Here is a 23,823-nt window from a genome sequence, read left to right as displayed (position 1 = left end):
CCACTTTACCCCAGGCCCAGCGCCGTCACCCCCAGGGCGATCAGCACCGCCCCACCCATGCGCACCAGGCGGTCGCCCTCCCGCAGCAGGTGGCCACCAATCAGGGCCGCGAACAGCATGGACACCTCGCGCGCCGGCGCCACGTGCGAGATGGGCGCGCTTTGCATGGCAAACAGCACCAGCACATAGGCCACCGGGCTGACCACGGCCACCAGCAGCGCCCAGCGCCACTGCACCGTCCACAGCACACGGGCCTCGGGCAGGTTGCGCAGCACCACGGGCGACAGCAGCAGCACACGCAGGCAGCTGCCCAGGTAGTCGATGAGGATGGGGGACAGCAGCAACACCTTGACGCCATAGCCATCGACCACGGTATAGGCCGCAATGAAGACCCCGGTCAGCAGGCCGTACAGCAGGCCCTGGTGCAGCCGCAGGCGGGCCACCGGGTCCTGGCGCACGCGCAGCAGGCCCGGCCCCCCGGCGATCAGGAACACGCCCAGCACCACGCCGGCCACGCCCAGCAGGCCCAGCTGCGAGATCTCCTCGCCCAGCACCACGATGGCAAACAGCGAGCTGATCAGCGGGCCGCTGCCGCGCGCCAGCGGATAGACCACGGTCAGGTCGGCATGGCGGTAGCCGCGCAGCAAAATCACGTAATACGCCAGGTGCAGCACCCCGCTGACGGCCACCAGGGCCCAGGCCTGCCAGCCCCAGTGCGGCACCACATCGTGGCCCACCCACCAGGCCAGGGGCGCCCAGACCAGCACCAGCAGCAGCGAGCTGAAGAAGGCGAAGCGCGCATCACCGCCGGCTTTCTTGGCGGCGATGTTCCAGCCAGCATGGATCAGGCCGGCCAACAGAATCAGGGCGAAGGCTTGCAGTGACATAGGGACCCGGGGCAGCGCCAGCAGCGCAGTGCCCACGGTGCGCAGGCAAGAAAAAGGCTGCGGGGTACGCAGCCGGAATGAAGGGGAAAACCGCGCTTACTGGCGCCCGGGGATCAGGGCCAGGAACTCGCGGCGCAGCGTGGGATCCTTGAGGAAGGCGCCGCGCATGACCGAGTTCAGCATCTTGCTGTCCTTTTCGCGCACACCGCGCCAGGACATGCAGAAATGCGAGCATTCCATGACCACGGCCAGGCCGTCAGGTCGGGTTTTTTCCATGATCAGGTCGGCCAGCTGGATGATGCCTTCCTCCTGGATCTGGGGGCGGCCCAGCACCCAGTCGACCAGGCGTGCGTACTTGGACAGGCCGATCACATTGGTGTGCTTGTTGGGCATCACGCCGATCCACACCTTGCCCATGACGGGGCACAGGTGGTGGCTGCAGGCGCTGCGCACGGTGATGGGACCGACGATCATCAGCTCGTTCAGGTGCTTGCCGTTCGGGAATTCGGTGATCTTGGGCGGCTGGTGGTAGCGGCCGGCGAACACTTCCTTGAGGTACATCTTGGCCACACGGCGCGCGGTGGCCTGGCTGTTGTGGTCGTTGGCGGTGTCGATGACCATGCTGTCCAGCACGCCCTGCATCTTGGCCTCGACCTCGTCCAGCAGCAACTCCATCTCGCCGGGCTCGATGAAGTCGGCGATGTTGTCGTTGGCGTTGAAACTGCGCCCTGCTGCCTGCACCCGCTCACGAATCCTGACGGAAATGGGCGTGCCCTGCGGGTCTCCACCGGCAGGCTTTTTATCGGATGCAGCAAGCAAATCTGTAAACATGGGCGGGATGGTAACAGTGAATCAGCGGGCCGACAGGCGCCATGGAATTAGCGACGGACTCAGAGTTTGAACTCGGCAATCAGGGGCAAATGGTCGGACATGCGCCACCAGATGCGGCCCTGCGGCACCACCAGACTCAGGGGTTCCAGCCCGCGCACGTAGACATGGTCGAGCTGCGCCAGCGGCAGACGTGAGGGGTAGGTGAAGCTGCTGCGGTCGCCCTCGTATTCGTGCAGGCCGAAGCCCGCCAGCATGCGTTTGATGTGGTTGCCCCAGTCGTTAAAGTCGCCGGCCACCACCACGGGGGCGCCGGGCGGCACCTCGCGCTCGATGAACTGGTGCAGCTGCTGGATCTGGCGCACCCGGCTGCCGGCAATCAGCCCCAGGTGCACCACCACGGTGTGCACAGAACGGCCATGGAACTCGACCTCGGCATGCAGCAGACCGCGCTGCTCGAAGCGGTGGTCGGACACGTCCAGGTGCTTGACATCGCGCACCGGCCAGCGCGACAGCAGGGCATTGCCATGCTCGCCATCCTTGGTCACGGCGTTGGTGCGGTACACGGCCTCATAGCCCTCGGGGGCCAGGTACTCGGCCTGGCCCACGGCGGGCCAGTGTGCGAAGTACTGGGCCTCGCGGCGGTTCATCTTGCGCACCTCCTGCAGGCAGACGATGTCGGCATCCAGCTGCTCCACGGCCAGGCCCAGGTTGTGGATCTCCAGCCGGCGCGTGGGCCCCAGGCCCTGCACCCCCTTGTGGATGTTGTAGGTGGCCACGCGCAGGATGCGCGGCTCCGGCGGCAGCAGGATGCCCGACGGCGTGGACGGTGACAGCGGCGACAGGGTCGGTAACTCAAACGTCATGCAGCGACAAAAGCAGGCAGATGGAGGATGGCTTCGGCATTCGACGGGGCGTAGCAGCGGTCTGCCGCTTCGCGCCAAGCATGCCAAGCAAATGCGGTGTGCTCCCGGGGATTCAAGGTGACGTGGGTGTAGGACGCCACCTCCAGCCCGAACACGCGCTCGGTGTTCATGCACACGCCCGGGGCGTAGCGGTGCAGCCACTGGGGATAGATCGGGTAGGTGTTCTCCAGTTCCCAATCGTGCAGGCGGCAGCCCGGGGCCGTGGCGTCGATGCCGGTCTCCTCCTCCACCTCGCGCACGGCCGCGGCCGCCCAGGGTTCGTCCTCGGCATCCAGGCTGCCGGTGACGGACTGCCAGAAGGCCACGCCCAGGCCGTCGCCCAGCGCGCGGCGCAGCAGCAGGACCTGCAGATCCGGCGTGTAGATCACGACCAGCACGGAGCGTGGAATTTTGTAGGGCGGGCACACCATGACCGCATCTTCGCACTGGAAGCCGGGCCCTGGATGCAAAAAAGCCTTTGCGTCACCGCAAAGGCTTTTGGAGCGTTTCAAGGCTTCAGCGATTGTCTATCAAGCGTCAACAGCTATGAATTTCAGAGCCCTCGAATCACGATGCCTTGACGGCGTCGGGGTTGCGCAGGCGGATGTGCAGCTCGCGCAGCTGCTTTTCGTCCACAGGGGAAGGTGCCTGAGTCAGCAGGTCCTGCGCACGCTGGGTCTTGGGGAAGGCGATCACGTCGCGGATCGACTCGGAGCCGGTCATCAGCGTGATCAGGCGGTCCAGACCGAAGGCCAGGCCACCGTGCGGGGGCGCGCCGTATTGCAGGGCGTCCAGCAGGTAGCCGAACTTGGCACGCTGCTGCTCGGGGGTGATGTTCAGCGCTTCGAACACCTTGGCCTGCACGTCGGCGCGGTGGATACGCACCGAGCCGCCGCCCAGTTCCCAGCCGTTGAGCACCATGTCGTAGGCCTTGGCCACGCACTTGCCGGGATCGGTGGCCATGAGTTCTTCGTGGCCGTCCTTGGGCGAGGTGAAGGGGTGGTGCACGGCCACCCAGCGGTCTTCTTCCTCGTCGTGCTCGAACATGGGGAAGTCCACCACCCACAGCGGTGCCCACTTGTCTTCGAACAGGCCGCTCTTCTTGCCGAATTCGCTGTGGCCGATCTTCAGGCGCAGTGCACCGATGGCGTCGTTGACGATCTTGCCCTTGTCGGCACCAAAGAAGATCAGGTCGCCGTCTTGTGCCGCGGTGCGCTTCAGGATTTCAGCGATGGCGGCATCGTGCAGGTTCTTCACGATGGGCGACTGCAGGCCGTCGCGGCCCTTAGCCACTTCGTTGACCTTGATCCAGGCCAGGCCCTTGGCGCCGTAGATCTTCACGAAGTCGGTGTACTGGTCGATCTCGCCGCGCGAGATCTGCGCACCACCGGGCACGCGCAGGGCCACCACGCGGCCACCCTTGGTGGTCGCGGGGGTGGAGAACACCTTGAAGTCCACGTCGGCCATGACGTCGGTCAGCTCGGTGAACTCCAGCTTGACGCGCAGGTCGGGCTTGTCCGAACCAAAGCGGAAGGCCGCATCCTGGTACGTCATGATGGGGAATTCGCCCAGGTCCACGCCCAGCTGCTGCTTGAACACTTCGGTGATCATTTGCTGGAAGATGGCGCGAATTTCCTCTTCGTTCAGGAACGAGGTTTCGCAGTCGATCTGGGTGAATTCAGGCTGGCGGTCGGCACGCAGGTCTTCGTCGCGGAAGCACTTGGTGATCTGGTAGTAGCGGTCAAAGCCAGAGACCATCAGCATCTGCTTGTACAGCTGGGGTGACTGGGGGAGCGCGAAGAACTGGCCGTCGTGCACGCGCGAGGGCACCAGGTAGTCGCGGGCGCCTTCGGGGGTGGACTTGCCCAGCATGGGGGTCTCGATGTCGATGAAGCCCAGCTTGTCCAGGAAGTTGCGCACCTGGATGGAGGTCTTGTAGCGCAGCATCAGGTTGCGCTGCATCACGGGGCGGCGCAGGTCCATCACGCGGTTGGTCAGGCGCACGTTTTCCGACAGGTTGTCGTCATCCACCTGGAAGGGCGGGGTCACGGCGGCGTTCAGCACGTTCAGCTCGTGGCACAGCACTTCGATCTGGCCGCTCTTGAGCTTGTCGTTGGTGGTGCCGGCGGGGCGTGCGCGCACGATGCCCTTGACCTGCACGCAGAACTCGTTGCGGATGTCCTCGGCCACCTTGAACATCTCGGGACGGTCCGGATCGCACACCACCTGCACATAGCCTTCGCGGTCGCGCAGGTCAATGAAGATCACGCCACCATGGTCGCGGCGACGATTCACCCAGCCGCACAGGGTAACGGTTTGGCCCATCAGGGCTTCGGTCACAAGACCGCAATATTCGGAGCGCATGGCCATGGTCTATCTTCCTGCGCCCTTGGGGGACGCGCTTTCAGGGTTGTTTATCGTTCTTCGTCGGGCACGGGCAGCGGTGGCGGAGCCACCACCCCCATGGAGACGATGTACTTGAGCGCGGCGTCCACGCTCATTTCAAGTTCCACACAGTCACTTTTGCGCATCAGCACAAAGTAGCCGCCGGTCGGATTGGGCGTGGTCGGCACGAACACGCTGACGAATTCATCGCGCAGGTAGCTGGCCACCTCGCCCGCCGGATTGCCGGTGATGAAGGCCACGGTCCACACCCCCTCGCGGGGCCATTGCACCAGCACCGCCGTCCGGAAGGCGTTGCCGCTGTCCGAGAACACGGTGTCCGACACCTGCTTGACGCTGGAATAGATGGAGCGTACCACCGGGATGCGGGTGATCACCGCATCGCCCCACTGCACCAGCTTGCGGCCGACGAAGTTGCTGGCGATGGCACCGATCACCAGTAGCACGGCCAGCGTCAGCAGCACGCCGAAGCCTGGGATGTGCATGCCCAGCAGGTGGTCGGGCTGCCAGGCTTGCGGCAGCAGGTACAGCGTTTGGTCCAGCGTGCTGATGATCCAGTTCAGCACCCAGACGGTGATCACACCGGGCACCAGGACCAGCAAGCCGGTGAACAGCCATTTGCGCAAAGCAGACATAGACAAAAAGGGGGATTTAGGCTTCGGTGGCGGCAGGGCAGCCGGCGGCGGCGCAGGCGCTGCCGCCATTGTCGCAAGCTGCGGCCGGCGCTGCCGCGGCGCTGCTGGTTCCACCCTTGAAGTCGGTGGCATACCAGCCCGTGCCCTTGAGCTGGAAGCCGGGTGCGGTCAATTGCTTGGAGAAGGCCGCGGCACCACAGGCCGGGCAATCGGTCAACGGTGCATCCGACATCTTCTGGAGCACATCCTTGGCGTGGCCACAGGCGCCACACTTGTACGCATAAATCGGCATAGCTTCTGTTTCTGTGTGCGAGACAACAATCAAGCGAAATTCGCAAAACCCTCGATTATAGGCGGGCCTGTTTTGGGATGAGGCCCACGCCCCGCTTGCCCAGACGCGACACAGGGCGCCTGAGCGCCCTGTGCATCGCCAGCGAGGGTGCCCGGGGCACCGGTCGCTTACTCCGCGGAACCCTGGTAGTGCACCACGTCTTCGTGTTCGTTGGCGATGTACTGGGGCGCCAGCGAGCCGAACACCATGCCGGCGAACGCGCCCAGCAGGCCGGCCAGCTGCTGCGGGAAGGCCTCGCCCCAACCGGGCATGAACACGAAGGTCAGCCACACGCCCAGACCCGACACCACGGCCAGCAGTGCGCCCTGGGTGGTCGCGCGCTTCCAGTACAGGCCGCAGACCAGGGGCACGAAGGCACCGACCAGCGGCACCTGGTAGGCCCCGGCGACCATTTCATAGATGGAGCTGTCCTGCATGCTGATGGCATAGACCAGCACGCACAGCGTGAAGACCACCACCGTCACGCGCATGGCCTTGAGGGTCTGCGCGTCGGTCATGCCGGGCTTGATGTTGCGCAGCACGTTCTCCACGAAGGAGGTCGAGGGCGCCAGCATGGTGGCCGAGGCGGTGGACATGATGGCCGACAGCAGCGCGCCGAAGAAGGCGATCTGCAGCACCACGGGCATGTGGCCCATCACCAGGGTGGGCAGGATCTTCTGCGGATCGTCCGCGATCAGGGCCTTGGTCTCTTCGGGCATGACCAGCACGGCCGCCGTCACCACGAACATGGGGATGAAGGCGAACAGGATGTACAGGCTGCCACCGATGATGGGTCCCAGGCGCGCCACGTTCTCGTCCTTGGACGACATCACGCGCTGGAACACGTCCTGCTGGGGGATGGAGCCCAGCATCATGGTGATGGCCGCAGCAAAGAAGAACAGCCAGGTCTTCAAGTCCGCATCCTGCGGGAAGAACTGCAGCTTGCCCTCGGTCACGGCATAGTCGATCACCTTGTCGGCGCCGCCGGCCAGATTGCCGGCAAACCAGGCGATCGCCAGCAGGCCGACGCAGATCACGATCATCTGCACCAGATCGGTGATGGCCACCGACCACATGCCGCCAAACAAGGTGTAGATGAGCACGATCACGGTGCCCAGCACCATGCCCGCCACGATCGACAGGGCGCCACCGGTCAGCAGGTGGAACACCAGACCCAGCGCCGACACCTGCGCCGCCACCCAGCCCAGGTAGCTGAAGATGATGATGATGGAGCACAGCAACTCCACGGCGCGGCCATAGCGCAGGCGGTAGTAGTCACCGATGGTGATCAGGTTCTTCTTGTACAGCTTGTAGGCAAAGAACAGGCCCACCAGGATCAGGCACATGCCCGCGCCAAACGGGTCCTCCACCACCCCTCCCAGGCCCTCTTCCACGAACACCGCGGACACGCCCAGCACCAGCTCCGAACCGAACCAGGTCGCAAACGTGGTCGCCACCACGATGTACAGCGGCAGGTTGCGCCCAGCCACGGCGTAGTCGGCCGTGTTGTGCACACGGCGGGCTGCGTAAAGGCCAATGCCGATCGACACCAACAGGTACGCGGCGATAAAGGTAATCAGCATGGTGGCTGGTCCCTCCGGGAAAAGGAAAAGGGTTGTGGAAAAATTTGAGGCGCGATTATGGACACCACTTGTGTCCGCACGCGGAAAAAATCGCGCGCTGTCTGCTTCAGGCCACAAACAAAAAGGAGCGCCTGGCGCTTGCCTCGATTGGATTTCGATATCCAATGACATCGAAATCCAAACGGAACAAGCGCTAAGCGCTCCTTTTTTCTTGAACTGAGCACCTGCTCACGCAGCAGGCGCCCGTGCAGGCCGGATCAGAAAAGCCGAATTCGCGTAAGGACTTGCATGGCCAGCATGCCTAGTACAAACCCGAGCCCGCCGTACACCAGCCCCTGCAGCAAACGATTGGTACGCCGCTGCTCGCGAAGCAACTCCTGTACCAGTTCCGGGTCCGCAGCCTGCTGGCGCTGCAGCGCGGCGTGCACCAGGCGCGGCAACTCCGGAATCAGCTTGGCGTAGCGCGGGGCCTCGGCCTGCAGCTCGCGCCAGAAGCGCTGCGGCCCCATCTGCTCCAGCATCCACTTTTCCAGGAAGGGCTTGGCCGTGCTCCACAGGTCCAGGTTGGGGTCCAGCTGGCGGCCCAGGCCTTCGATATTGAGCAGCGTCTTTTGCAACAGCACCAGCTGCGGCTGGATCTCGACCTGGAAGCGGCGCGAGGTCTGGAACAGGCGCATCAGCACCATGCCCAGCGAGATCTCGGCCAGCGGACGGTCAAAGTACGGCTCGCACACGGCGCGGATGGCCGCTTCCAGCTCTTCCACGCGCGTGCTCGCCGGCACCCAGCCACTTTCGATGTGCAGGGCGGCCACGCGCTTGTAGTCGCGGCGGAAGAAGGCCAGGAAGTTCTGCGCCAGGTATTCCTTGTCGAACTCGGTCAGCGTGCCGACGATGCCGAAGTCCAGCGAGATGTAGCGCCCGAAGGTGGCCGGTGCCAAGCTGACCATGATGTTACCCGGGTGCATGTCGGCGTGGAAGAAGCCATCGCGGAACACCTGGGTGAAGAACAGCGTCACGCCGTCGCGCGCCAGCTGCGGAATGTCCACCCCGGCTTCGCGCAGGCGCTCGGTCTGGCTGATGGGCACGCCGTGCATGCGTTCCATCACCATCACCTCGGCATGGCAGTAGTCCCAGAACACCTCGGGGATCAGCACCAGGTCCAGCCCCTCCATGTTGCGGCGCAGTTGCGCCGCGTTGGAGGCCTCGCGCACCAGGTCCAGCTCGTCGTGCAGGTAGTTGTCAAACTCGGCGACCACCTGGCGCGGCTTCAGGCGCTTGCCATCGGCCGAGAGCTTTTCCACCCAGCCGGCCATCATGTGCATCAGGGCCAGGTCCTTGTCGATCACCGTCTTCATGCCCGGGCGCAGCACCTTGACCGCCACCTCGCGCTCCACGCCATGCTTGTCGCGGGTCACGGCAAAGTGCACCTGGGCGATCGAGGCGCTGGCCACCGGCGTGCGTTCGAACTGCACGAAGATCTCGTCCAGCGGTTTGCGGAAATTGCGCTCGATGGTGTCGACGGCGATCTGCGAATCAAACGGCGGCACACGGTCCTGCAGCTTGGCCAGCTCCTCGGCCACATCGGGCGGCATCAGGTCGCTGCGCGTGGACAGCACCTGACCGAACTTCACGAAGATGGGGCCCAACTGCTCCAGCGCCTCGCGCAGGCGCTGGCCGCGCGGCGCATCCAGCTTGCGGCCGATGGTGAGCACGCGGCGCAGGCGGTGCAGCCACGGGAGCTGGAAGCTGGAAAGCACCAGCTCATCCAGGCCGTAGCGCAGCACCACCCAGACGATGGTGCAGCCTCGGAAAAAGCGGCTCATTGCGACAACCGGTCCGCGTCGCTGGCGGCAGCGCCCTGGCCCATGCGACCACCGACAAACTGGCGCACCGCCCCGGCAATGCTGCGCCCCAGGTTGGCCAGGGTGTGCGCGGGCACGTCGCCGATGATGCGGGACATGTCTTCCTCGACGTCCCACTGCACGTTGTCGACCAGCCAGTTGATGTCGGCCGCCAGTTGCACATCGCCCTGGATGCGCAAGGCCGGCTTGTCACCGCGCAGCGCCATCTGGGCCAGGGCCAGCGGGTTGCTGTCGGTGATCTCCAGTTGCAGATCAGGCTGGGCGCCCTCGGCCGCCAGGTTCAGCAGGCCGGCCGGGGTCACCACCAGGGCCATGTTGAAGTTGCGCCACTGCACACGGGCCACGCGCCCCTTTTGCCGCACCAGGCGCTCCATGGCCTCGCGTTCCTGCATCAACACGTGGTTGAGAAACAGCACGATGCGCTGCTGGGTTTCGTGGACGAGCCAGCTGGGCGGCTGCACGGCCTGCACCGCGCGTTCCACCAAGCCGTTCAGTAAAGAAAAAGGGGACTGTGTTGCCATAGTCCCCTGATTATTCCTGAAGTCGCAAGTTTTTTAGGCCAAGGCCTGTAAACCCGCTACCAACCAGCCGCTGGAGTTGTCCTTGGGCTTGGCCATGTTCCACACTTCACGGAAGGGGTTGGGCCCGGCGGAGGCTTCTTCGCGGATCAGGCCGGAGAATTCCACGCTGGCCATGTAGGAATCGCCCAGGTCCTCGATGCCCAGCAACTGCGCATCGATCATGACCACGTCGGTCTGGTTGAGGGCGCCGCCGCTCTGGGCTTCTCGCTCTTCCAGTTGGTGCTTGATCTCGGCCAGCATGCCGTCGGTCATCATGGAGCGCAGGGTGGTGATGTCGCCCTTGTCCCAGGCCGCCTGCAGGGTCACGAAGTTGCGCTTGGACGCCTCCAGGAAACCCTGGGTGTCGAAGTCGGCAGGCACGCTCCAGGTGGAGGCTGCGGTGCCCAGGCCGGAGCCGATCATGCTGCCGCTGGCACCGGGGATCTGCTCCCAGGGACGGGCCGAGGCGTCATTGCCCACGTTCTGGGGCTTGTACTGGGGCGGTGTGGCCACGCTGTCGGGCGTCACCGGGGCACCGGCGCCCTGGAAGGCGAAGGGCGAGGCCGCCGCCATCGCGGGCGCGGCCTTCTTGTTGGCGCGTGCGCGCATCACCATGCCGACCACCACCATCACAGCCAGGGCCAGCAGGCCGAACATCAGCATGTTGGCGAAGGCTTCGCCAAAGCCCAGGCTGTGGGCCAGCCAGGCCAGGCCCAGGCCGGCGGCCAGGCCGCCAAGCATGGCGCCCCAGGGCTTCTTGGCGGCTGCGGGGGCCGCCGCGGGGGGCGTTGCGGGTTTGGCAGCGGCGGTGTTCTGCGCAGGCTGCTGCGCAGGGCTGGCCGGTGGGGTGGCCGGGGGCGTCGCCTGGCGCTGCGTCACATTGCTGGACTGCTTGCCGATCGAGCCGCCACCGCCCATGCGCTTGGCTTCTGCCAGGGGATGCATGACGACCAATGCCGCCGCCAATGTCACTGCCCACACCTTCTTCATCGCTGTATCTCCGCTTGAATTTGAATAAACCGTTGATTAACCAAAACCTGCAAACACGTTATGCATGGGACATCTCCCTGTTCAGCATTTGATCCCGACATGCAGCGCGACGATGCCGGCCGACATGTTGTGGTAGTCCACGTGCCCGAAGCCCGCCTGCTGCATCAGGGCCTTGAGCTCCTCCTGGCCCGGGTGCATGCGGATGGATTCCGCCAGATAGCGATAGCTGTCGGGGTCGCCCGCCACCATCGAGCCCATCTTGGGCAGGATGTTGAAGGAGTACCAGTCGTACACCTTCTCCAGCGGTTTGGCGACCTTGGAAAACTCGAGCACCAGCAGCTTGCCGCCGGGCTTGAGCACGCGGTTCATTTCCTTGAGGGCGGCGTCCTTGTGCGTCATGTTGCGCAGGCCGAAGGCCACACTCACCAGATTGAAATAGTTGTCGGGGAAGGGCAGCTTCTCCGCATCGCACACCAGCGTAGGCAGGAAGATGCCCTTGTCGGTCAGGCGGTCGCGTCCAACGCGCAGCATGGCTTCGTTGATGTCGGTGTGCACCACGGTGCCACTGGCGCCGACCTTCTTGGAGAAGGCCATGGACAAGTCGCCCGTGCCCCCGGCAATGTCCAGCACCTGGTCGCCCTCTTTCAGGTTGGCCACCATCACGGTATAGGCCTTCCAGGCGCGGTGCAGACCGCCGGACATCAGGTCGTTCATGACGTCGTACTTGGACGCCACGGAGTCGAACACGCCGCGCACGCGACTGGCCTTGTCTTTTTCGTCGACCGTCTGGAATCCAAAGTGTGTGCTGCTCATAAGCTTGAAATGTAAGCAGGCTGCTGCGTCTGGTACAGCGACAACCCCGTGCACCCCCAGGGCATAGCAGGCCTGCAGTCAAAATCTGGTGCTGGGAAAACGCTTTTCAAGTGGCCATCTCCAGCTACTTTAAATATAGCACCACCGAGGGAATATCCCAGCCCAGCGACGGCACTTGTTGCGCGCGGGGCATGCCGCCCCGGGCTTCAGCAGCCGCAGGAGCCGCTGCCGCAGCCACCACCGCTGCTGGCACCACCGCCGGTGCCGCAGCTGCCGCCGGACTTCTGCGGCATGGGGGTGTCGCGGTCCACACCGGCCGCCTCCAGGCGCGCCAGGTAGTCGCGCCACAGGGTTTCCTGGTTCTGGCCCAGCTCGTACAGGTAGTTCCAGGTGAACAGGCCGCTTTCATGGCCGTCGCTGAAGAACGGCTTGATGGCGTAGTTGCCCACCTGCTCGATGTTGTCGATGCCGACTTCGCGCTTGCCGGTCTGCAGCACTTCCTGGCCCGGGCCATGGCCCTGCACTTCGGCCGAGGGGGAATACACGCGCAGCAGCTCGAAGGGCAGGCGGAAGGTCTGGCCGTCGGAATAGCCCACCTCCAGCACGCGCGAGGCGGCGTGCACGGTCAGCGATTGGGGAAGAGGCATGTCTGCCATGGAATGCAACCTATCAAAACAATAGCTGCCTGCGCTTGCCAAACGCCAACTTCAGCCCTGAAACCTGCTGAAGTCGCGATATGGTCAGCGCAAACCGCTCACATCAATGTGATCACGCCCAGCGTGCCAGCGCCTGGGCGATGGCAGCATCGCAGTCGGCGAGTGCGTCCTGCAATTGTGCTTCGCGGGCCAAATCGCGCGCCCGCAAGGGGTTTGCCCAGACGGGCGCCGGGAAATGGCTGTCCCAGTCATGGCGCGCAATCACATGCCAGTGCAGGTGCGGCACCATGTTGCCCAGGGCAGCCAGGTTGATCTTGGTGGGCTGCAGCTGGGTGCGCAGCACGCGCTCCACCGCGGCCACCACGGCCATGCAGGTGTTGCGCTCGGCCTCGGACAGGTCCGACAGCTCGGCCGCATGCGCGGTCCAGATCACGCGGTAGAAGGCCGGGAAGCCCTCCTCCTGCGCCCGGATGACGCGCAGCTGTGCGCCCTGCCAGACGGGCAGGCCGCCCGCCTCGCGGCACAGCACGCAGTCCGCGGACGGCGCGCTCACAGCAGCACCCGTTCGATGCCGCCGGCGTTGGCGCGCTGCACGTAGTCCGGCATCCAGTTCTCGCCCAGGATCTGCTTGGCCATCTCGACCACGATGTAGTCGGCTTCCAGCAGACCGTTCTGCAGGTCGTTGCCGTAGCGGCTCAGGCCTTGCAGGCAGCTGGGGCAGCTGGTCAGGATCTTGACGTTGTCCTTGGCACCGACGGAGCCGTTGGCCCGCAGCTCAGCCTCACCCTGGCGCAGCTCGGTTTCCTTGCGGAAACGGATCTGCGTGGAGATGTCGGGCCGCGTCACGCCCAGCGTGCCGGATTCACCGCAGCAGCGGTCGCTCTTGAGCACGCCATCGCCGACCAGGGCCTTGACGGTCTTCATCGGATCCTGCTGCTTCATGGGGCTGTGGCAGGGGTCGTGGTACAGGTAGCCGCCCTGCCCCCCCTCCGCCGCGCCCGGCAGCGTGATGCCCTTTTCCAGCAGGTACTCGTGGATGTCGATGATGCGGCAGCCCGGGAAGATCTTGTCGAAGGCATAGCCCTGCAGCTGGTCGTAGCAGGTGCCGCAGCTGACCACCACGGTCTTGATGTCCAGGTAGTTCAGCGTGTTGGCCACGCGGTGGAACAGCACGCGGTTGTCCGTGATCATCTTGTCCGCCACGTCGTACTGGCCCGAGCCGCGTTGCGGATAGCCGCAGCACAGGTAGCCCGGGGGCAGCACCGTCTGCACGCCGGCATGCCACAGCATGGCCTGGGTGGCCAGGCCCACCTGGCTGTACAGACGCTCCGAGCCGCAGCCGGGGAAGTAGAACACCGCCTCGGTGTCGGCCGTCGTCGCCTGGGGGTCGCGGATGATGGGGACGTAGTCCTTGTTCTCGATGTCCAGCAGCGCGCGTGCCGTCTTGGTCGGCAGACCGCCGGGCAGCTTCTTGTTGACGAAGTGGATCACCTGCTCCTTGAGCGGTGGCTTGCCCACCGAGGCCGGTGGGTGCTTCATCTGCGGCTTGGCCACGGCGTGCAGCAGGTCGGACGCCAGGCGCTGCGCCTTGAAGCCCACGCCCACCATGCCCTTGCGCAGCAGGTTGATGGTGTCGGGGTTGGTGGCGTTCAGCATGGCCATGGCCATCTTGTTGCCGGGGTTGAAGCTCTTCTTACCCATCTTGCGCAGCAGGTTGCGCATGTTCATGGTCACATCGCCGAAGTCGATCTTGACCGGGCAGGGCGTGAAGCACTTGTGGCAGACCGTGCAGTGGTCGGCCACGTCCTCGAACTCCTGCCAGTGCTTGATGGACACACCGCGGCGCGTCTGCTCCTCGTACAAGAAGGCCTCGACCAGCAGCGAGGTCGCCAGGATCTTGTTGCGCGGGCTGTACAGCATGTTGGCGCCGGGCACGTGCGTGTTGCACACGGGCTTGCACTTGCCGCAGCGCAGGCAGTCCTTGACCGAATCGGCGATGGCGCCGATGTCGGACTGCTGCATGATCAGCGACTCGTGGCCCATCAGGCCGAACGAGGGCGTGTAGGCGTTGGTCAGGTCGGCGTACATCAACGCATCGCGCGGCGACTCGGCCGGCACCAGGCCATTCTTTTCGCGGATCAGCTTGCCGCGGTTGAAGCGGCCATGGGGGTCGATGCGCTTCTTGTAGTCGGCGAACGGCTGCAGCTCCTCATCGCTCAAAAATTCGAGCTTGGTGATGCCAATGCCGTGCTCACCGGAGATCACGCCGTCCAGGCTGCGCGCCAGCTGCATGATGCGCGCCACGGCTTCGTGCGCGGTCTGCAGCATCTCGTAGTCGTCGGAATTGACGGGGATGTTGGTGTGCACATTGCCGTCACCGGCGTGCATGTGCAGCGCCACCCAGACACGGCCCTTGAGGACCTGTTGGTGGATCTTGACGGTCTCGGCCAGGATGGGCTTGAAGGCGTCGCCATTGAAGATCTGCGCCAGGGGCGCCTTGATCTGCGTCTTCCAGCTGGCGCGCAGGCTGTGGTCCTGCAGTTGCGGAAACAGGGTGGCCACGTCGGCCAGCCAGCCCGCCCACAGGGCGCGCACGTCCTGCACCAACGCGATGGCCTGTTGCACGCGGTCTTCCAGCAGTTCGGCCGAGGGAATTTCACCCGCATCGTCCTGCTTGCCCAGCGGGAGATTGCCCTTTTCAAAGAAGGCCAGCAAGGCATCGCAGAACTTGAGCTTGTTGCGCAGGCTCAGCTCGATGTTGATGCGCTCGATGCCGTCCGTGTACTCCGCCATGCGGGGCAGCGGGATCACCACGTCCTCGTTGATCTTGAAGGCGTTGGTGTGGCGGCTGATGGCCGCCGTGCGCTTGCGGTCCAGCCAGAATTTCTTGCGCGCCTCGGCGCTGATGGCCACGAAGCCTTCGCCGTTGCGCGAATTGGCGATGCGCACCACTTCCGAGGTCACGCGCGCCACTTCGTCGGCGTCGTCACCGACGATGTCGCCGATCAGCACCATCTTGGGCAGGCCGCCGTTGCCCTTCTTGGACTTGGTGGCATAGCCCACGGCCTTCAGGTAGCGGTCGTCTAGGTGCTCCAGGCCGGCCAGCAACACGCCCGAGCGTTTTTGCTCCTCGAACATGTAGTCCTTGATCTCGACGATCGAGGGCACGGCATCCTTGGCGTTGCCAAAGAACTCCATGCACACGGTGCGGGTGTGCTCGGGCATGCGGTGCACGATCCAGCGCGCGCTGGTGATCAGGCCGTCCGTGCCTTCCTTCTGCACCCCGGGCAAGCCGGAGAGGAACTTGTCCGTGACGTCCTTGCCCAGGCCTTCCTTGCGGAACTTCTGACCGGGAATGTCCAGGCGCTCGGTGCGCAGCGGCGTCTTGCCGTCGGCCGCGAAGTAGCGCAGCTCGAAGCTGGCCATCTCGGCATCGTGGATCTTGCCCAGGTTGTGGCCAATGCGCACCACCTCCAGCCATTCGGCATCGGGGGTGACCATGCGCCAGGAGGCCAGGTTGTCCAGTGCCGTGCCCCACAGCACGGCCTTCTTGCCACCGGCGTTCATGGCGATGTTGCCGCCGATGCAGGACGCCTCGATCGAGGTCGGGTCCACCGCGAACACAAAGCCCGCGCGCTCGGCCGCATCGGCCACGCGCTGGGTCACCACGCCGGCTTCCGTCCACACCGTGGGCACGGGGTGGTCCACGCCAGGCAGTGCCACCGACTCCACCTCGGTGATGGCCTGAAGCTTTTCGGTGTTGATGACCACCGAGCGCCAGGTCAGCGGAATCGCGCCGCCGGTGTAGCCGGTACCGCCCCCCCGCGGAATGATGGTCAGACCCAGCTCGATACAGCCCTTGACGAGGCCGGCCATCTCGACTTCCGTGTCCGGGGTCAGCACCACGAAGGGGTATTCGACACGCCAGTCGGTGGCGTCGGTCACATGGCTGACGCGCGACAGGCCGTCAAACTTGATGTTGTCCTTGTGCGTGAGCTTGCCCAGGGTCTTGCGCACGCGGTGGCGCAGCTCGGCCGCCTCGACGAACATGCGGTCAAACTCAACCACGGCGCGGTTGGCGGACTCAATCAGCTCGCCCACCAGGTGATCGCGTTGCGGGTCATCCTGTGGCATGCGGCGTTTGTGAACTTCCGCCATGCGGTGTTGCAAGGCATCGACCAGCAGCTTGCGGCGTCCGGGATTGTCCAGCAAGTCGTCCTGCAGGTAGGGGTTGCGCTGCACCACCCACATGTCGCCCAGCACCTCGTACAGCATGCGGGCAGAGCGGCCGGTCTGGCGCTCTTCACGCAACTGGTTGAGCACACTCCAGGCCGAAGTGCCCAACAAGCGGATCACAATTTCCTTGTCGGAGAACGAGGTGTAGTTGTAGGGAATCTCTCGGAGACGGGCGGGTTCGGCAACCTTGGTTTCCAGCATTGCCTGCGCAATCGGTGCATTCATGGACGTGGACCGGATCGGGCGCTCAAGCGGCGCCCCTGAGTCATGGGGGGCCCAATTTTATGCCACCCCCAGGCACCACCCCCGAGGCTATGTCAGAGACCTCTCGGTGCGCTGACCCAGCCGCCACCGCCGCGGCACGTCAGATTTGAACCACTAAGCAAATCCCACAATTGCGAAAATAAATAATCAAAAAAGAAAAGAATTCGCGCATACCCGCATTCACCAGCGCAGGCCCGGCTTCTAGAATGCGGCCACAGCCACGGACCACCCCGGCATTTGCCACGCAAGTGGAGTACAAAGGACCGTGCGACTGTCATTTGGCCCTACACCGGCCAGATGACTGTCATAAAAGTGCCATCTTCATTCTTAGGATGGGCAGCACACATTTCTACACGTTGAGGAGTTTTCCATGCAATACAAGCGTTTCGCCCTGACCGCCGTCATCGCGGCCACCGCCATGGGCGCAGCCAATGCAGCCACTGAAATCCAGTGGTGGCACTCGATGACCGCCGTGAACAACGAGTGGGTCAACGATCTGGCCAAGCAGTTCAACGAAAGCCAGAGCGAATACAAGGTGGTCCCCACCTTCAAGGGCGCCTATGACGAATCCATGACCGCCGCCATCGCTGCCTTCCGTTCCGGCAACGCCCCCCACATCCTGCAAGTGTTTGAAGTGGGCACCGCCACCATGATGGCCTCCAAGGGCGCCACCGTGCCCGTGGGCAAGGTCATGGCCGATGCCGGCGCCAAGTTTGACCCCAGCAGCTACATCCCCGCCGTGGCTGGCTACTACACCGCCCCCAACGGCCAGATGCTGAGCTTCCCGTTCAACAGCTCGACCACGGTTTTCTACTACAACAAGGACGCCTTCAAGAAGGCAGGCCTGGATGCAGAAAAGGCCCCCAAGACCTGGCCTGAAGTATTTGCTGCCGCCAAGAAACTGAAGGCCGCGGGTGTCAGCTGCCCGATGACCACATCGTGGCAAGGCTGGACACAGTTGGAGTCCTTCTCCACATGGCACAACGTGGAGTTCGCCACCCACGGCAACGGCATGGGCAAGGACGGCCACAAGGCCCGTCTGAAGCTGAACTCGCCTTTGCACGTCAAACACATCAACAACTTGGCTGAAGCAGCCAAGGCCGGTGACTTTGTGTACAAGGGTCGTGGCTCTGTGCCAGACGCTTCGTTCGTGTCCGGCGAGTGCGCCATGACTTTTGCGTCTTCCAGCTCCTACGGCAACGTGGCCAAGAACGCCAAGTTCGACTACGGTATCTCCAACCTGCCTTACTACCCCGATGCCAAGGGCGCTCCGCAAAATACCGTGATCGGCGGCGCATCGTTGTGGGCCATGGCTGGCAAAAAAGCACAGGAGTACAAGGGCGTGGCCAAGTTCTTCGAATTCCTGTCCAAGCCTGAAATCCAGGCCTCTTCGCACCAGCGCACCGGCTACCTGCCTGTGACCATGGATTCCTTCAAGATGACCGAAGCTTCGGGCTTCTACCAGAAGAACCCCGGCACCGACGTGGCCGTGAACCAGATGATCCGCAAGGTGACCGACAACTCGCGCGGCGTGCGTCTGGGCAACTACGTGCAGATCCGCACCATCGAGGACGAAGAACTCGAACAAGTGTGGGCCGGCAAGCAATCCGGCAAGCAAGCGCTGGACAACATCGTCAAGCGTGGTGACGAACTACTGGCCCGCTTCGAGCGCGCCAACGGCGGCAAGTAACCCGCGACCACAGAAGGGCTAATACCCTTCTGACTTCAACGGAACAGCCGCTGCGCCTCTGGCGCAGCGGCTGACAGCTAGGCACAATACGCGCACATTCGATACACATAGTGTTTCGCCTTGGTTCGTTTTGACGCGATTCCAACGCGACACGCCTCGATGACCCTCACTCTCCTCCGCGGCTGATGCAGCTCCGGCGGTTTTTTATTTTGTGATCCATCATGGAAAAACGCGTACTTTTCCGCTCCCGATGGCTGCCCTGGGCGCTGATCATGCCCCAGCTGCTCATCATCGGCATCTTCTTCTTCTGGCCAGCCGGCCAAGCCGTGCTCCAGTCTTTCCAGATGGAAGATGCGTTCGGCATGTCGACCGAATGGGTCGGATTGGACAACTTCCGCAACCTGCTGGATGACCCCACCTACCTGAATTCCTTCCAGCGCACCGCCGTGTTCTCGGTGCTGGTGGCCGGGGTTGGGATCGCCGTGTCACTGGGTCTGGCGATCTTTGCCGACCGCATCATCCGCTTCGCCATGGTCTACAAGACCCTGCTGATCGTGCCCTACGCCGTGGCGCCCGTGATCGCCGGCGTGCTGTGGGTCTTCATGTTCTCGCCCTCCATCGGCGTGATCACCCACTACCTGGGCAAACTCGGCTACGAGTGGAACCACCTGATGAACGAAAACCAGGCCATGGCCCTGATCGTCATCACGTCGGTGTGGAAGCAGATCTCGTACAACTTCCTGTTCTTCCTGGCCGGCCTGCAGTCGATCCCCAAGGCGCTGATCGAGGCTGCCTCGATTGACGGTGCCGGCCCCTGGCGCCGTTTCTGGAACATCCAACTGCCCCTGCTGTCGCCCACCACCTTCTTCCTGCTGGTGATCAACATCGTGTACGCGTTCTTCGACACCTTCGGCATCATCGACGCGGCCACGCAAGGCGGTCCCGGCCAGTCGACCTCGATCCTGGTCTACAAGGTGTACCAAGATGGCTTCAAGGCCCTGGACCTCGGTGGCTCGGCCGCCCAGTCCGTGATCCTGATGCTGATCGTTGTCGTGCTGACCGTGATCCAGTTCCGCTATGTTGAAAAGAAAGTGCAGTACTGATCATGGTTGATCGCAATCCCTGGCTCACCTTCATCTCGCACGCCGTCCTGATCTTCGGCGTGGCGATCGTCGCCTTTCCGCTGTACCTGGCGCTGATCGCCTCGACCCACACGGCCGATGCCATCGTGCAGGCGCCCATGCCGCTGCTGCCCGGCGCCCACATGTGGGACAACTACAAGGAAGCGCTGCTGGGCTCCGGCAAGCTGGGCTCCAACACCAACGTCGTGCACATGATGTGGGTGAGCTTTGTAGTGGCCATGGTCATCACCCTCGGCAAGATCGCCATCTCGCTGCTGTCGGCCTTCGCCATCGTCTACTTCCGCTTCCCCTTCAAGATGCTGTGCTTCTGGGCCATCTTCCTGACGCTGATGCTGCCCGTGGAAGTGCGGATTCTGCCCACCTACAAGGTCGTGGCCGACCTGGGCCTGCTCAACAGCTACGCAGGCCTGACCCTGCCCCTGATCGCCTCGGCGACCGCCACCTTCCTGTTCCGCCAGTTCTTCCTGACCGTGCCGGACGAGTTGGTGGAGGCCGCCCGCATCGATGGCGCCGGCGCCATGCGTTTTTTCAAGGACATCCTGGTGCCCTTGTCCAAGACCTCGATCGCTGCGCTGTTCGTGATCCAGTTCATCTACGGCTGGAACCAGTACCTGTGGCCCCTGCTGATGACCACCTCGGAAGACATGTATCCCGTGGTGATTGGCATCAAGCGCATGCTGGCCGGCGGTGAAGCCGCCGTGGACTGGAACATCGTGATGGCCACCGCCATCCTGGCCATGCTGCCCCCCACGGCCGTGGTAATCCTGATGCAAAAGTGGTTTGTCAAAGGCCTGGTGGATACCGAAAAGTAACTCCAACAGCCCCATCCACCCTCTTTTGACCAATTACAAGATACGAACGAGATACTGTTATGGCATCCATCTCTCTCAAGAACATCGTCAAGCGCTACGGCACCGGCAAGACGGCCGTGCCTGTGATCCATGGCGTGAACGTCGACATCAAGGACGGCGAATTCATCGTGCTGGTCGGCCCCTCGGGCTGCGGCAAGTCCACCCTGCTGCGCATGATTGCGGGCCTGGAAGAAATCACCGGTGGCGATCTGATCATTGGCGACAAGAAGGTCAATGACCTGGAACCCGCCAAGCGCAACATCGCCATGGTGTTCCAGAACTACGCGCTCTACCCCCACATGAGCAACTACGAGAACATGGCCTACGGCCTGAAGCTCGCCAAGGTGCCCGAGGACGAGATCAAGCGCCGCGTGGACAAGGCCGCCAAGATCCTGGAGCTGTCCCACCTGCTGGACCGCAAGCCACGCCAGCTGTCCGGCGGCCAGCGCCAGCGCGTGGCCATGGGCCGCGCCATCGTGCGCCAGCCCCAGGTATTCCTCTTCGACGAACCCCTGTCCAACCTGGACGCCAAGCTGCGCGGCCAGACCCGCATCGAGATCCAGAAGCTGCACGCCGAACTGGGCATCACCAGCCTGTTCGTGACCCACGACCAGGTCGAGGCCATGACCCTGGCCCAGCGCATGGTGGTGATGAACGGCGGCAACGTGGAACAGTTCGGCACGCCCGAAGAGGTCTACCACACCCCTGCTTCGACCTTCGTGGCCGGCTTCATCGGCTCGCCCCCGATGAACCTGCTCAAGCACTCGCCCAACGGCAAGCCCGGCCTGATCCTGGGCATCCGGCCCGAGCACATCGACCTGGTGGAAACCGGCGGCGTGGAATTCCGCGTGGAAACCGTGGAACTGCTGGGTGCCGAGCGCCTGCTGTACGGCAAGGTGGGTGACGAGGACGTCACCGTGCGCGTGGAAGAAGGCAAGCCCTTCCCCAAGCCCGGCGAGACCGCCCGCATCTCGGCCCGCCAGGACCGTCTGCACTGGTTCGACGCCGAAACCGGCAAGCGCGCCTGAGGGTTCAGGCGCGTGGCCGCGCCGAATGCACGCGTGCATGCCTGCGCAATGACTTCTGCACTAAGCTTCCCCAAGCGCCCCAGCCCACGCTGACGGCGCTTTTTTCACGTCTCTACGGGCGCAAATCCACGATGACTACTGCATTGAAACCCTGGCCCTACCCCCGTTGGGTGGCCCACCGCGGTGCCGGCAAGCTGGCACCGGAAAACACCTTGAGCGCCTTCCGCTTGGGCGCGCAGCACGGCTACCGCTTTTTTGAATGCGACGCCAAGCTCAGCAGCGATGGCGTGCTGTTCCTGATGCACGACGCCACGCTGGAGCGCACCACCAACGGCCACGGCGTCGGCGGCGCATTGACCATGGGCCAGATCGCCCAGCTCGATGCTGGCAGCTGGCACTCGCGCGCCTACGCGGGCGAGGCCCTGCCCACGCTGGAAGCCCTGGCGCGCTGGTGCCTGGCCAACCACCTGCACCTGAATGTGGAGATCAAGCCCACGCCCGGCCAGGAGCTGGAAACCGGCCGCGCCTGCGGCACGCTGATGCAGCGCATCTGGCCGCACAGCGAAGTGCCGCCGCTGTTCACCTCGTTCAAGCCCGAGGCCCTGCAGGGCGCGCGCGAAACCGCACCCCACATCCCGCGCGGCCTGCTGGTGGACAAGCTGGCCGATGGCAACGGTGACGCCGATCTGCAAGTGGCCTTGGACCTGGACTGCCACGCCATGGTGCTCAACCACGCGCTGTGGACCCCCGAGCTGGTGGCCAAGGTGCATGGCGCCGGCCTGCGCTGCAGCAGCTACACCGTGAACGACGAATGGGCCGCCCAACGCCTGATCGACCTGGGTACGGACGGCATCATCACCGACCGCGTGGACCTGTTCAGCCCGGCCCAGACCAGCACCTCGATCTAAAAAAGAGAGCTGCTTGCGCTCGATCACAGTGCATTTCAGGCACAAAACACACTGAAATTCGCGCACAGCGCGCGCTGTGCGCTATCGATTTTGCCAGCATGGCATCCCAAAAGGCCTTCCCGCAGGGGAAGGCCTTGCTGTTGGTGCAGCCCGCTGCGCGGGCAGCACGCTCAGTCCATCTTGGTGCCCGAGGCCTTGACCGCATCGGCCCAGCGGGGCATTTCGGCGGCCAGGAACTTGGCAAAGGTCTCGGCCCCCATGAAGTCGGGGTTGGCGCCCTGGCTGACCATGCGCTCGCGCAGCTCGGGGTTCTCCATCACCTTCTGGAAGGCCTGGCTCAGGCGGTCAACCACGGGCTTGGGTGTGCCGGCCGGGGCCAGGAAACCGTAGAAGCCGACCACTTCGAAGCCCTTGAGACCACTTTCGATGGCGGTCGGAATCTCGGGCAGCGCCGGGTTGCGCTCCCGGCTGGTCACGGCCAGCGCGCGCACCTTGCCCTGCTTGTGGTAGGCCGCGGCCTGCGGAATGCTCTCGGCCATGAACTGCACCTGCCCGCCCATCAGATCGGTGAAGGCCGGGGCGCTGCCCTTGTAGGGGATGTGCACCATCTGGATGCCCGTGGCGGACTTGAACATCTCGGGCACCAGGTGGCTGATGCCGCCGTTGCCGGCCGAGCCGAAGTTGACCTTGCCCGGATGGGCCTTGGCATAGCTGATGAACTCCGGCAGCGTCTTGACCGGGGTGTTGTTGCTGACCAGCAGCGCCAGCGGCTGCATGGCGGTACGTGCAATCGGCGTGAAGTCCCGCAGCGTCTGGTAGGGCAGCTTGGGGTAGAGCGCAGGGTTGATCACCATCACACCGGTGTTGGCGATCATCAGCGTGTGCCCGTCGGGCGCGGCCTTCATGACCTCCTGCGCCCCCAGCGTGCCACCGGCACCGGGCTTGTAGTCCATGACGATGGGCTGGCCCAGCTCGGCCTGCAGCTTGTCGGACAGCAGGCGGGCGTGCTGGTCCAGCGGGCCGCCGGCCGGGAACCCCATCACGATGCGGATGGGCTTGCTGGGAAAGTCATGCGCCTGCGCCCCCACCGCAGCCACCAGGCACGCGACCGCGGCCAGGCATGTACGCCATGTTGTGTTCATTCAATGCTCCTTGTTGTGGAATGGCCCGCCTGCCGTCTGGCGACAGGCATGGCGGGCGGATTCTAGGGAGCAAGCCCGGTGCCGCGGGGCTGGAATGTGACAAATTCAT

21 protein-coding genes are annotated in these 23,823 nt (G+C 64.0%); 5 read left to right on the top strand and 16 right to left on the bottom strand.

What is annotated here, in order from left to right:
• Nucleotides 1-5: 5 nt before the first annotated feature.
• From KAQ61_RS00930 to KAQ61_RS00860, 15 genes are all read right to left on the bottom strand, one after another.
• Nucleotides 6-887: an EamA family transporter gene (locus tag KAQ61_RS00930; RefSeq protein WP_210930195.1), complete on the bottom strand. Its 882-nt coding sequence runs from the start codon at nt 885-887 to the stop codon at nt 6-8.
• A gap of 96 nt (nt 888-983) precedes the next feature.
• Nucleotides 984-1,718: a GTP cyclohydrolase I gene (gene folE, locus KAQ61_RS00925; RefSeq protein ID WP_042416911.1), complete on the bottom strand. Its 735-nt coding sequence runs from the start codon at nt 1,716-1,718 to the stop codon at nt 984-986.
• 59 nt (nt 1,719-1,777) lie between these two features.
• Nucleotides 1,778-2,581, bottom strand: coding sequence for an endonuclease/exonuclease/phosphatase family protein (locus tag KAQ61_RS00920; RefSeq protein ID WP_210930194.1), 804 nt, complete (start codon nt 2,579-2,581; stop codon nt 1,778-1,780).
• On the bottom strand, nt 2,578-3,051 hold the full coding sequence (gene nudB, locus KAQ61_RS00915; RefSeq protein WP_210930193.1) for a dihydroneopterin triphosphate diphosphatase: 474 nt from the start codon (nt 3,049-3,051) through the stop codon (nt 2,578-2,580). The genes KAQ61_RS00920 and nudB overlap by 4 nt, the downstream gene beginning before the upstream one ends.
• 136 nt (nt 3,052-3,187) lie before the next feature.
• Complete coding sequence (gene aspS / locus KAQ61_RS00910; RefSeq protein WP_210930192.1) at nt 3,188-4,990, bottom strand: aspartate--tRNA ligase; 1,803 nt, start codon at nt 4,988-4,990, stop codon at nt 3,188-3,190.
• Nucleotides 4,991-5,034: 44 nt separating this feature from the next.
• A complete protein-coding gene (locus tag KAQ61_RS00905; protein WP_042416923.1) occupies nt 5,035-5,658 on the bottom strand; it encodes a DUF502 domain-containing protein in 624 nt (207 codons plus the stop codon).
• Nucleotides 5,659-5,674: 16 nt separating this feature from the next.
• Nucleotides 5,675-5,950, bottom strand: a complete 276-nt coding sequence (locus KAQ61_RS00900; protein WP_043380045.1) for an FmdB family zinc ribbon protein — start codon at nt 5,948-5,950, stop codon at nt 5,675-5,677.
• A gap of 167 nt (nt 5,951-6,117) precedes the next feature.
• Nucleotides 6,118-7,572, bottom strand: coding sequence for a high affinity choline transporter 1 (locus KAQ61_RS00895; RefSeq protein ID WP_043380038.1), 1,455 nt, complete (start codon nt 7,570-7,572; stop codon nt 6,118-6,120).
• Between the two features lie 257 nt (nt 7,573-7,829).
• Entirely contained in the window at nt 7,830-9,395 is a 1,566-nt protein-coding gene (gene ubiB / locus KAQ61_RS00890; protein ID WP_210930191.1) for a ubiquinone biosynthesis regulatory protein kinase UbiB, read from the bottom strand.
• Nucleotides 9,392-9,955 carry a ubiquinone biosynthesis accessory factor UbiJ gene (locus tag KAQ61_RS00885; protein ID WP_183303178.1) on the bottom strand — a complete coding sequence of 188 codons (564 nt, stop codon included), beginning with the start codon at nt 9,953-9,955 and terminating at the stop codon, nt 9,392-9,394. Before KAQ61_RS00885 ends, ubiB begins: the two co-directional genes overlap by 4 nt.
• A 33-nt stretch (nt 9,956-9,988) precedes the next feature.
• Nucleotides 9,989-10,984 carry a Tim44 domain-containing protein gene (locus tag KAQ61_RS00880; RefSeq protein ID WP_210930190.1) on the bottom strand — a complete coding sequence of 332 codons (996 nt, stop codon included), beginning with the start codon at nt 10,982-10,984 and terminating at the stop codon, nt 9,989-9,991.
• An 81-nt stretch (nt 10,985-11,065) separates the two neighbouring features.
• The gene (ubiE, locus tag KAQ61_RS00875; RefSeq protein WP_210930189.1) at nt 11,066-11,797 is read right to left on the bottom strand and encodes a bifunctional demethylmenaquinone methyltransferase/2-methoxy-6-polyprenyl-1,4-benzoquinol methylase UbiE; all 732 of its coding nucleotides are present in this window, start codon (nt 11,795-11,797) and stop codon (nt 11,066-11,068) included.
• Between the two features lie 206 nt (nt 11,798-12,003).
• Nucleotides 12,004-12,453, bottom strand: a complete 450-nt coding sequence (locus tag KAQ61_RS00870; protein ID WP_210930188.1) for a gamma-butyrobetaine hydroxylase family protein — start codon at nt 12,451-12,453, stop codon at nt 12,004-12,006.
• A 112-nt stretch (nt 12,454-12,565) separates the two neighbouring features.
• Nucleotides 12,566-13,006, bottom strand: coding sequence for an HIT family protein (locus tag KAQ61_RS00865; RefSeq protein WP_043380011.1), 441 nt, complete (start codon nt 13,004-13,006; stop codon nt 12,566-12,568).
• Nucleotides 13,003-16,914 carry a DUF3683 domain-containing protein gene (locus KAQ61_RS00860; RefSeq protein WP_210930187.1) on the bottom strand — a complete coding sequence of 1,304 codons (3,912 nt, stop codon included), beginning with the start codon at nt 16,912-16,914 and terminating at the stop codon, nt 13,003-13,005. The genes KAQ61_RS00865 and KAQ61_RS00860 overlap by 4 nt, the downstream gene beginning before the upstream one ends.
• Nucleotides 16,915-17,323: 409 nt before the next feature.
• Here KAQ61_RS00860 and ugpB point away from each other — a divergent pair, with 409 nt between their 5' ends.
• From ugpB to ugpQ, 5 genes are all read left to right on the top strand, one after another.
• Nucleotides 17,324-18,643, top strand: coding sequence for a sn-glycerol-3-phosphate ABC transporter substrate-binding protein UgpB (gene ugpB, locus KAQ61_RS00855; protein WP_210930186.1), 1,320 nt, complete (start codon nt 17,324-17,326; stop codon nt 18,641-18,643).
• A gap of 221 nt (nt 18,644-18,864) precedes the next feature.
• Nucleotides 18,865-19,746, top strand: a complete 882-nt coding sequence (gene ugpA / locus KAQ61_RS00850) for a sn-glycerol-3-phosphate ABC transporter permease UgpA (protein ID WP_042416954.1) — start codon at nt 18,865-18,867, stop codon at nt 19,744-19,746.
• Between the two features lie 2 nt (nt 19,747-19,748).
• Nucleotides 19,749-20,597 carry a sn-glycerol-3-phosphate ABC transporter permease UgpE gene (gene ugpE / locus KAQ61_RS00845; protein ID WP_210930185.1) on the top strand — a complete coding sequence of 283 codons (849 nt, stop codon included), beginning with the start codon at nt 19,749-19,751 and terminating at the stop codon, nt 20,595-20,597.
• 59 nt (nt 20,598-20,656) lie between these two features.
• On the top strand, nt 20,657-21,664 hold the full coding sequence (locus KAQ61_RS00840; protein WP_042416960.1) for a sn-glycerol-3-phosphate import ATP-binding protein UgpC: 1,008 nt from the start codon (nt 20,657-20,659) through the stop codon (nt 21,662-21,664).
• A gap of 131 nt (nt 21,665-21,795) precedes the next feature.
• Complete coding sequence (gene ugpQ / locus KAQ61_RS00835) at nt 21,796-22,572, top strand: glycerophosphodiester phosphodiesterase (protein WP_210930184.1); 777 nt, start codon at nt 21,796-21,798, stop codon at nt 22,570-22,572.
• Nucleotides 22,573-22,742: 170 nt separating this feature from the next.
• On the opposite strand, the gene KAQ61_RS00830 is transcribed toward ugpQ, so the two are convergent.
• Entirely contained in the window at nt 22,743-23,714 is a 972-nt protein-coding gene (locus tag KAQ61_RS00830; RefSeq protein ID WP_210930183.1) for a Bug family tripartite tricarboxylate transporter substrate binding protein, read from the bottom strand.
• Nucleotides 23,715-23,823: the final 109 nt, after the last annotated feature.

Origin of the sequence: Comamonas aquatica (assembly GCF_018064205.1) — a bacterium.
GTDB classification, from domain to species: domain Bacteria; phylum Pseudomonadota; class Gammaproteobacteria; order Burkholderiales; family Burkholderiaceae_C; genus Comamonas; species Comamonas aquatica.
Note: the sequence above shows the minus strand (reverse complement) of the source record. Positions and strands in the feature narration are given on the sequence as shown.

Coding starts and splice junctions, on each gene's coding strand:
- KAQ61_RS00905 (WP_042416923.1), bottom strand. CDS start 5,658: ATGTCTGCTTTGCGCAAATGGCTGTTCACCGGCTTGCTGGTCCTGGTG.
- KAQ61_RS00870 (WP_210930188.1), bottom strand. CDS start 12,453: ATGGCAGACATGCCTCTTCCCCAATCGCTGACCGTGCACGCCGCCTCG.
- ugpA (WP_042416954.1), top strand. CDS start 18,865: ATGGAAAAACGCGTACTTTTCCGCTCCCGATGGCTGCCCTGGGCGCTG.
- ugpQ (WP_210930184.1), top strand. CDS start 21,796: ATGACTACTGCATTGAAACCCTGGCCCTACCCCCGTTGGGTGGCCCAC.
- KAQ61_RS00885 (WP_183303178.1), bottom strand. CDS start 9,955: ATGGCAACACAGTCCCCTTTTTCTTTACTGAACGGCTTGGTGGAACGC.
- aspS (WP_210930192.1), bottom strand. CDS start 4,990: ATGGCCATGCGCTCCGAATATTGCGGTCTTGTGACCGAAGCCCTGATG.
- ugpE (WP_210930185.1), top strand. CDS start 19,749: ATGGTTGATCGCAATCCCTGGCTCACCTTCATCTCGCACGCCGTCCTG.
- KAQ61_RS00895 (WP_043380038.1), bottom strand. CDS start 7,572: ATGCTGATTACCTTTATCGCCGCGTACCTGTTGGTGTCGATCGGCATT.
- KAQ61_RS00930 (WP_210930195.1), bottom strand. CDS start 887: ATGTCACTGCAAGCCTTCGCCCTGATTCTGTTGGCCGGCCTGATCCAT.
- folE (WP_042416911.1), bottom strand. CDS start 1,718: ATGTTTACAGATTTGCTTGCTGCATCCGATAAAAAGCCTGCCGGTGGA.
- KAQ61_RS00880 (WP_210930190.1), bottom strand. CDS start 10,984: ATGAAGAAGGTGTGGGCAGTGACATTGGCGGCGGCATTGGTCGTCATG.
- KAQ61_RS00900 (WP_043380045.1), bottom strand. CDS start 5,950: ATGCCGATTTATGCGTACAAGTGTGGCGCCTGTGGCCACGCCAAGGAT.
- ubiB (WP_210930191.1), bottom strand. CDS start 9,395: ATGAGCCGCTTTTTCCGAGGCTGCACCATCGTCTGGGTGGTGCTGCGC.
- ugpB (WP_210930186.1), top strand. CDS start 17,324: ATGCAATACAAGCGTTTCGCCCTGACCGCCGTCATCGCGGCCACCGCC.
- ubiE (WP_210930189.1), bottom strand. CDS start 11,797: ATGAGCAGCACACACTTTGGATTCCAGACGGTCGACGAAAAAGACAAG.
- nudB (WP_210930193.1), bottom strand. CDS start 3,051: ATGGTGTGCCCGCCCTACAAAATTCCACGCTCCGTGCTGGTCGTGATC.
- KAQ61_RS00920 (WP_210930194.1), bottom strand. CDS start 2,581: ATGACGTTTGAGTTACCGACCCTGTCGCCGCTGTCACCGTCCACGCCG.
- KAQ61_RS00860 (WP_210930187.1), bottom strand. CDS start 16,914: ATGAATGCACCGATTGCGCAGGCAATGCTGGAAACCAAGGTTGCCGAA.
- KAQ61_RS00830 (WP_210930183.1), bottom strand. CDS start 23,714: ATGAACACAACATGGCGTACATGCCTGGCCGCGGTCGCGTGCCTGGTG.
- KAQ61_RS00840 (WP_042416960.1), top strand. CDS start 20,657: ATGGCATCCATCTCTCTCAAGAACATCGTCAAGCGCTACGGCACCGGC.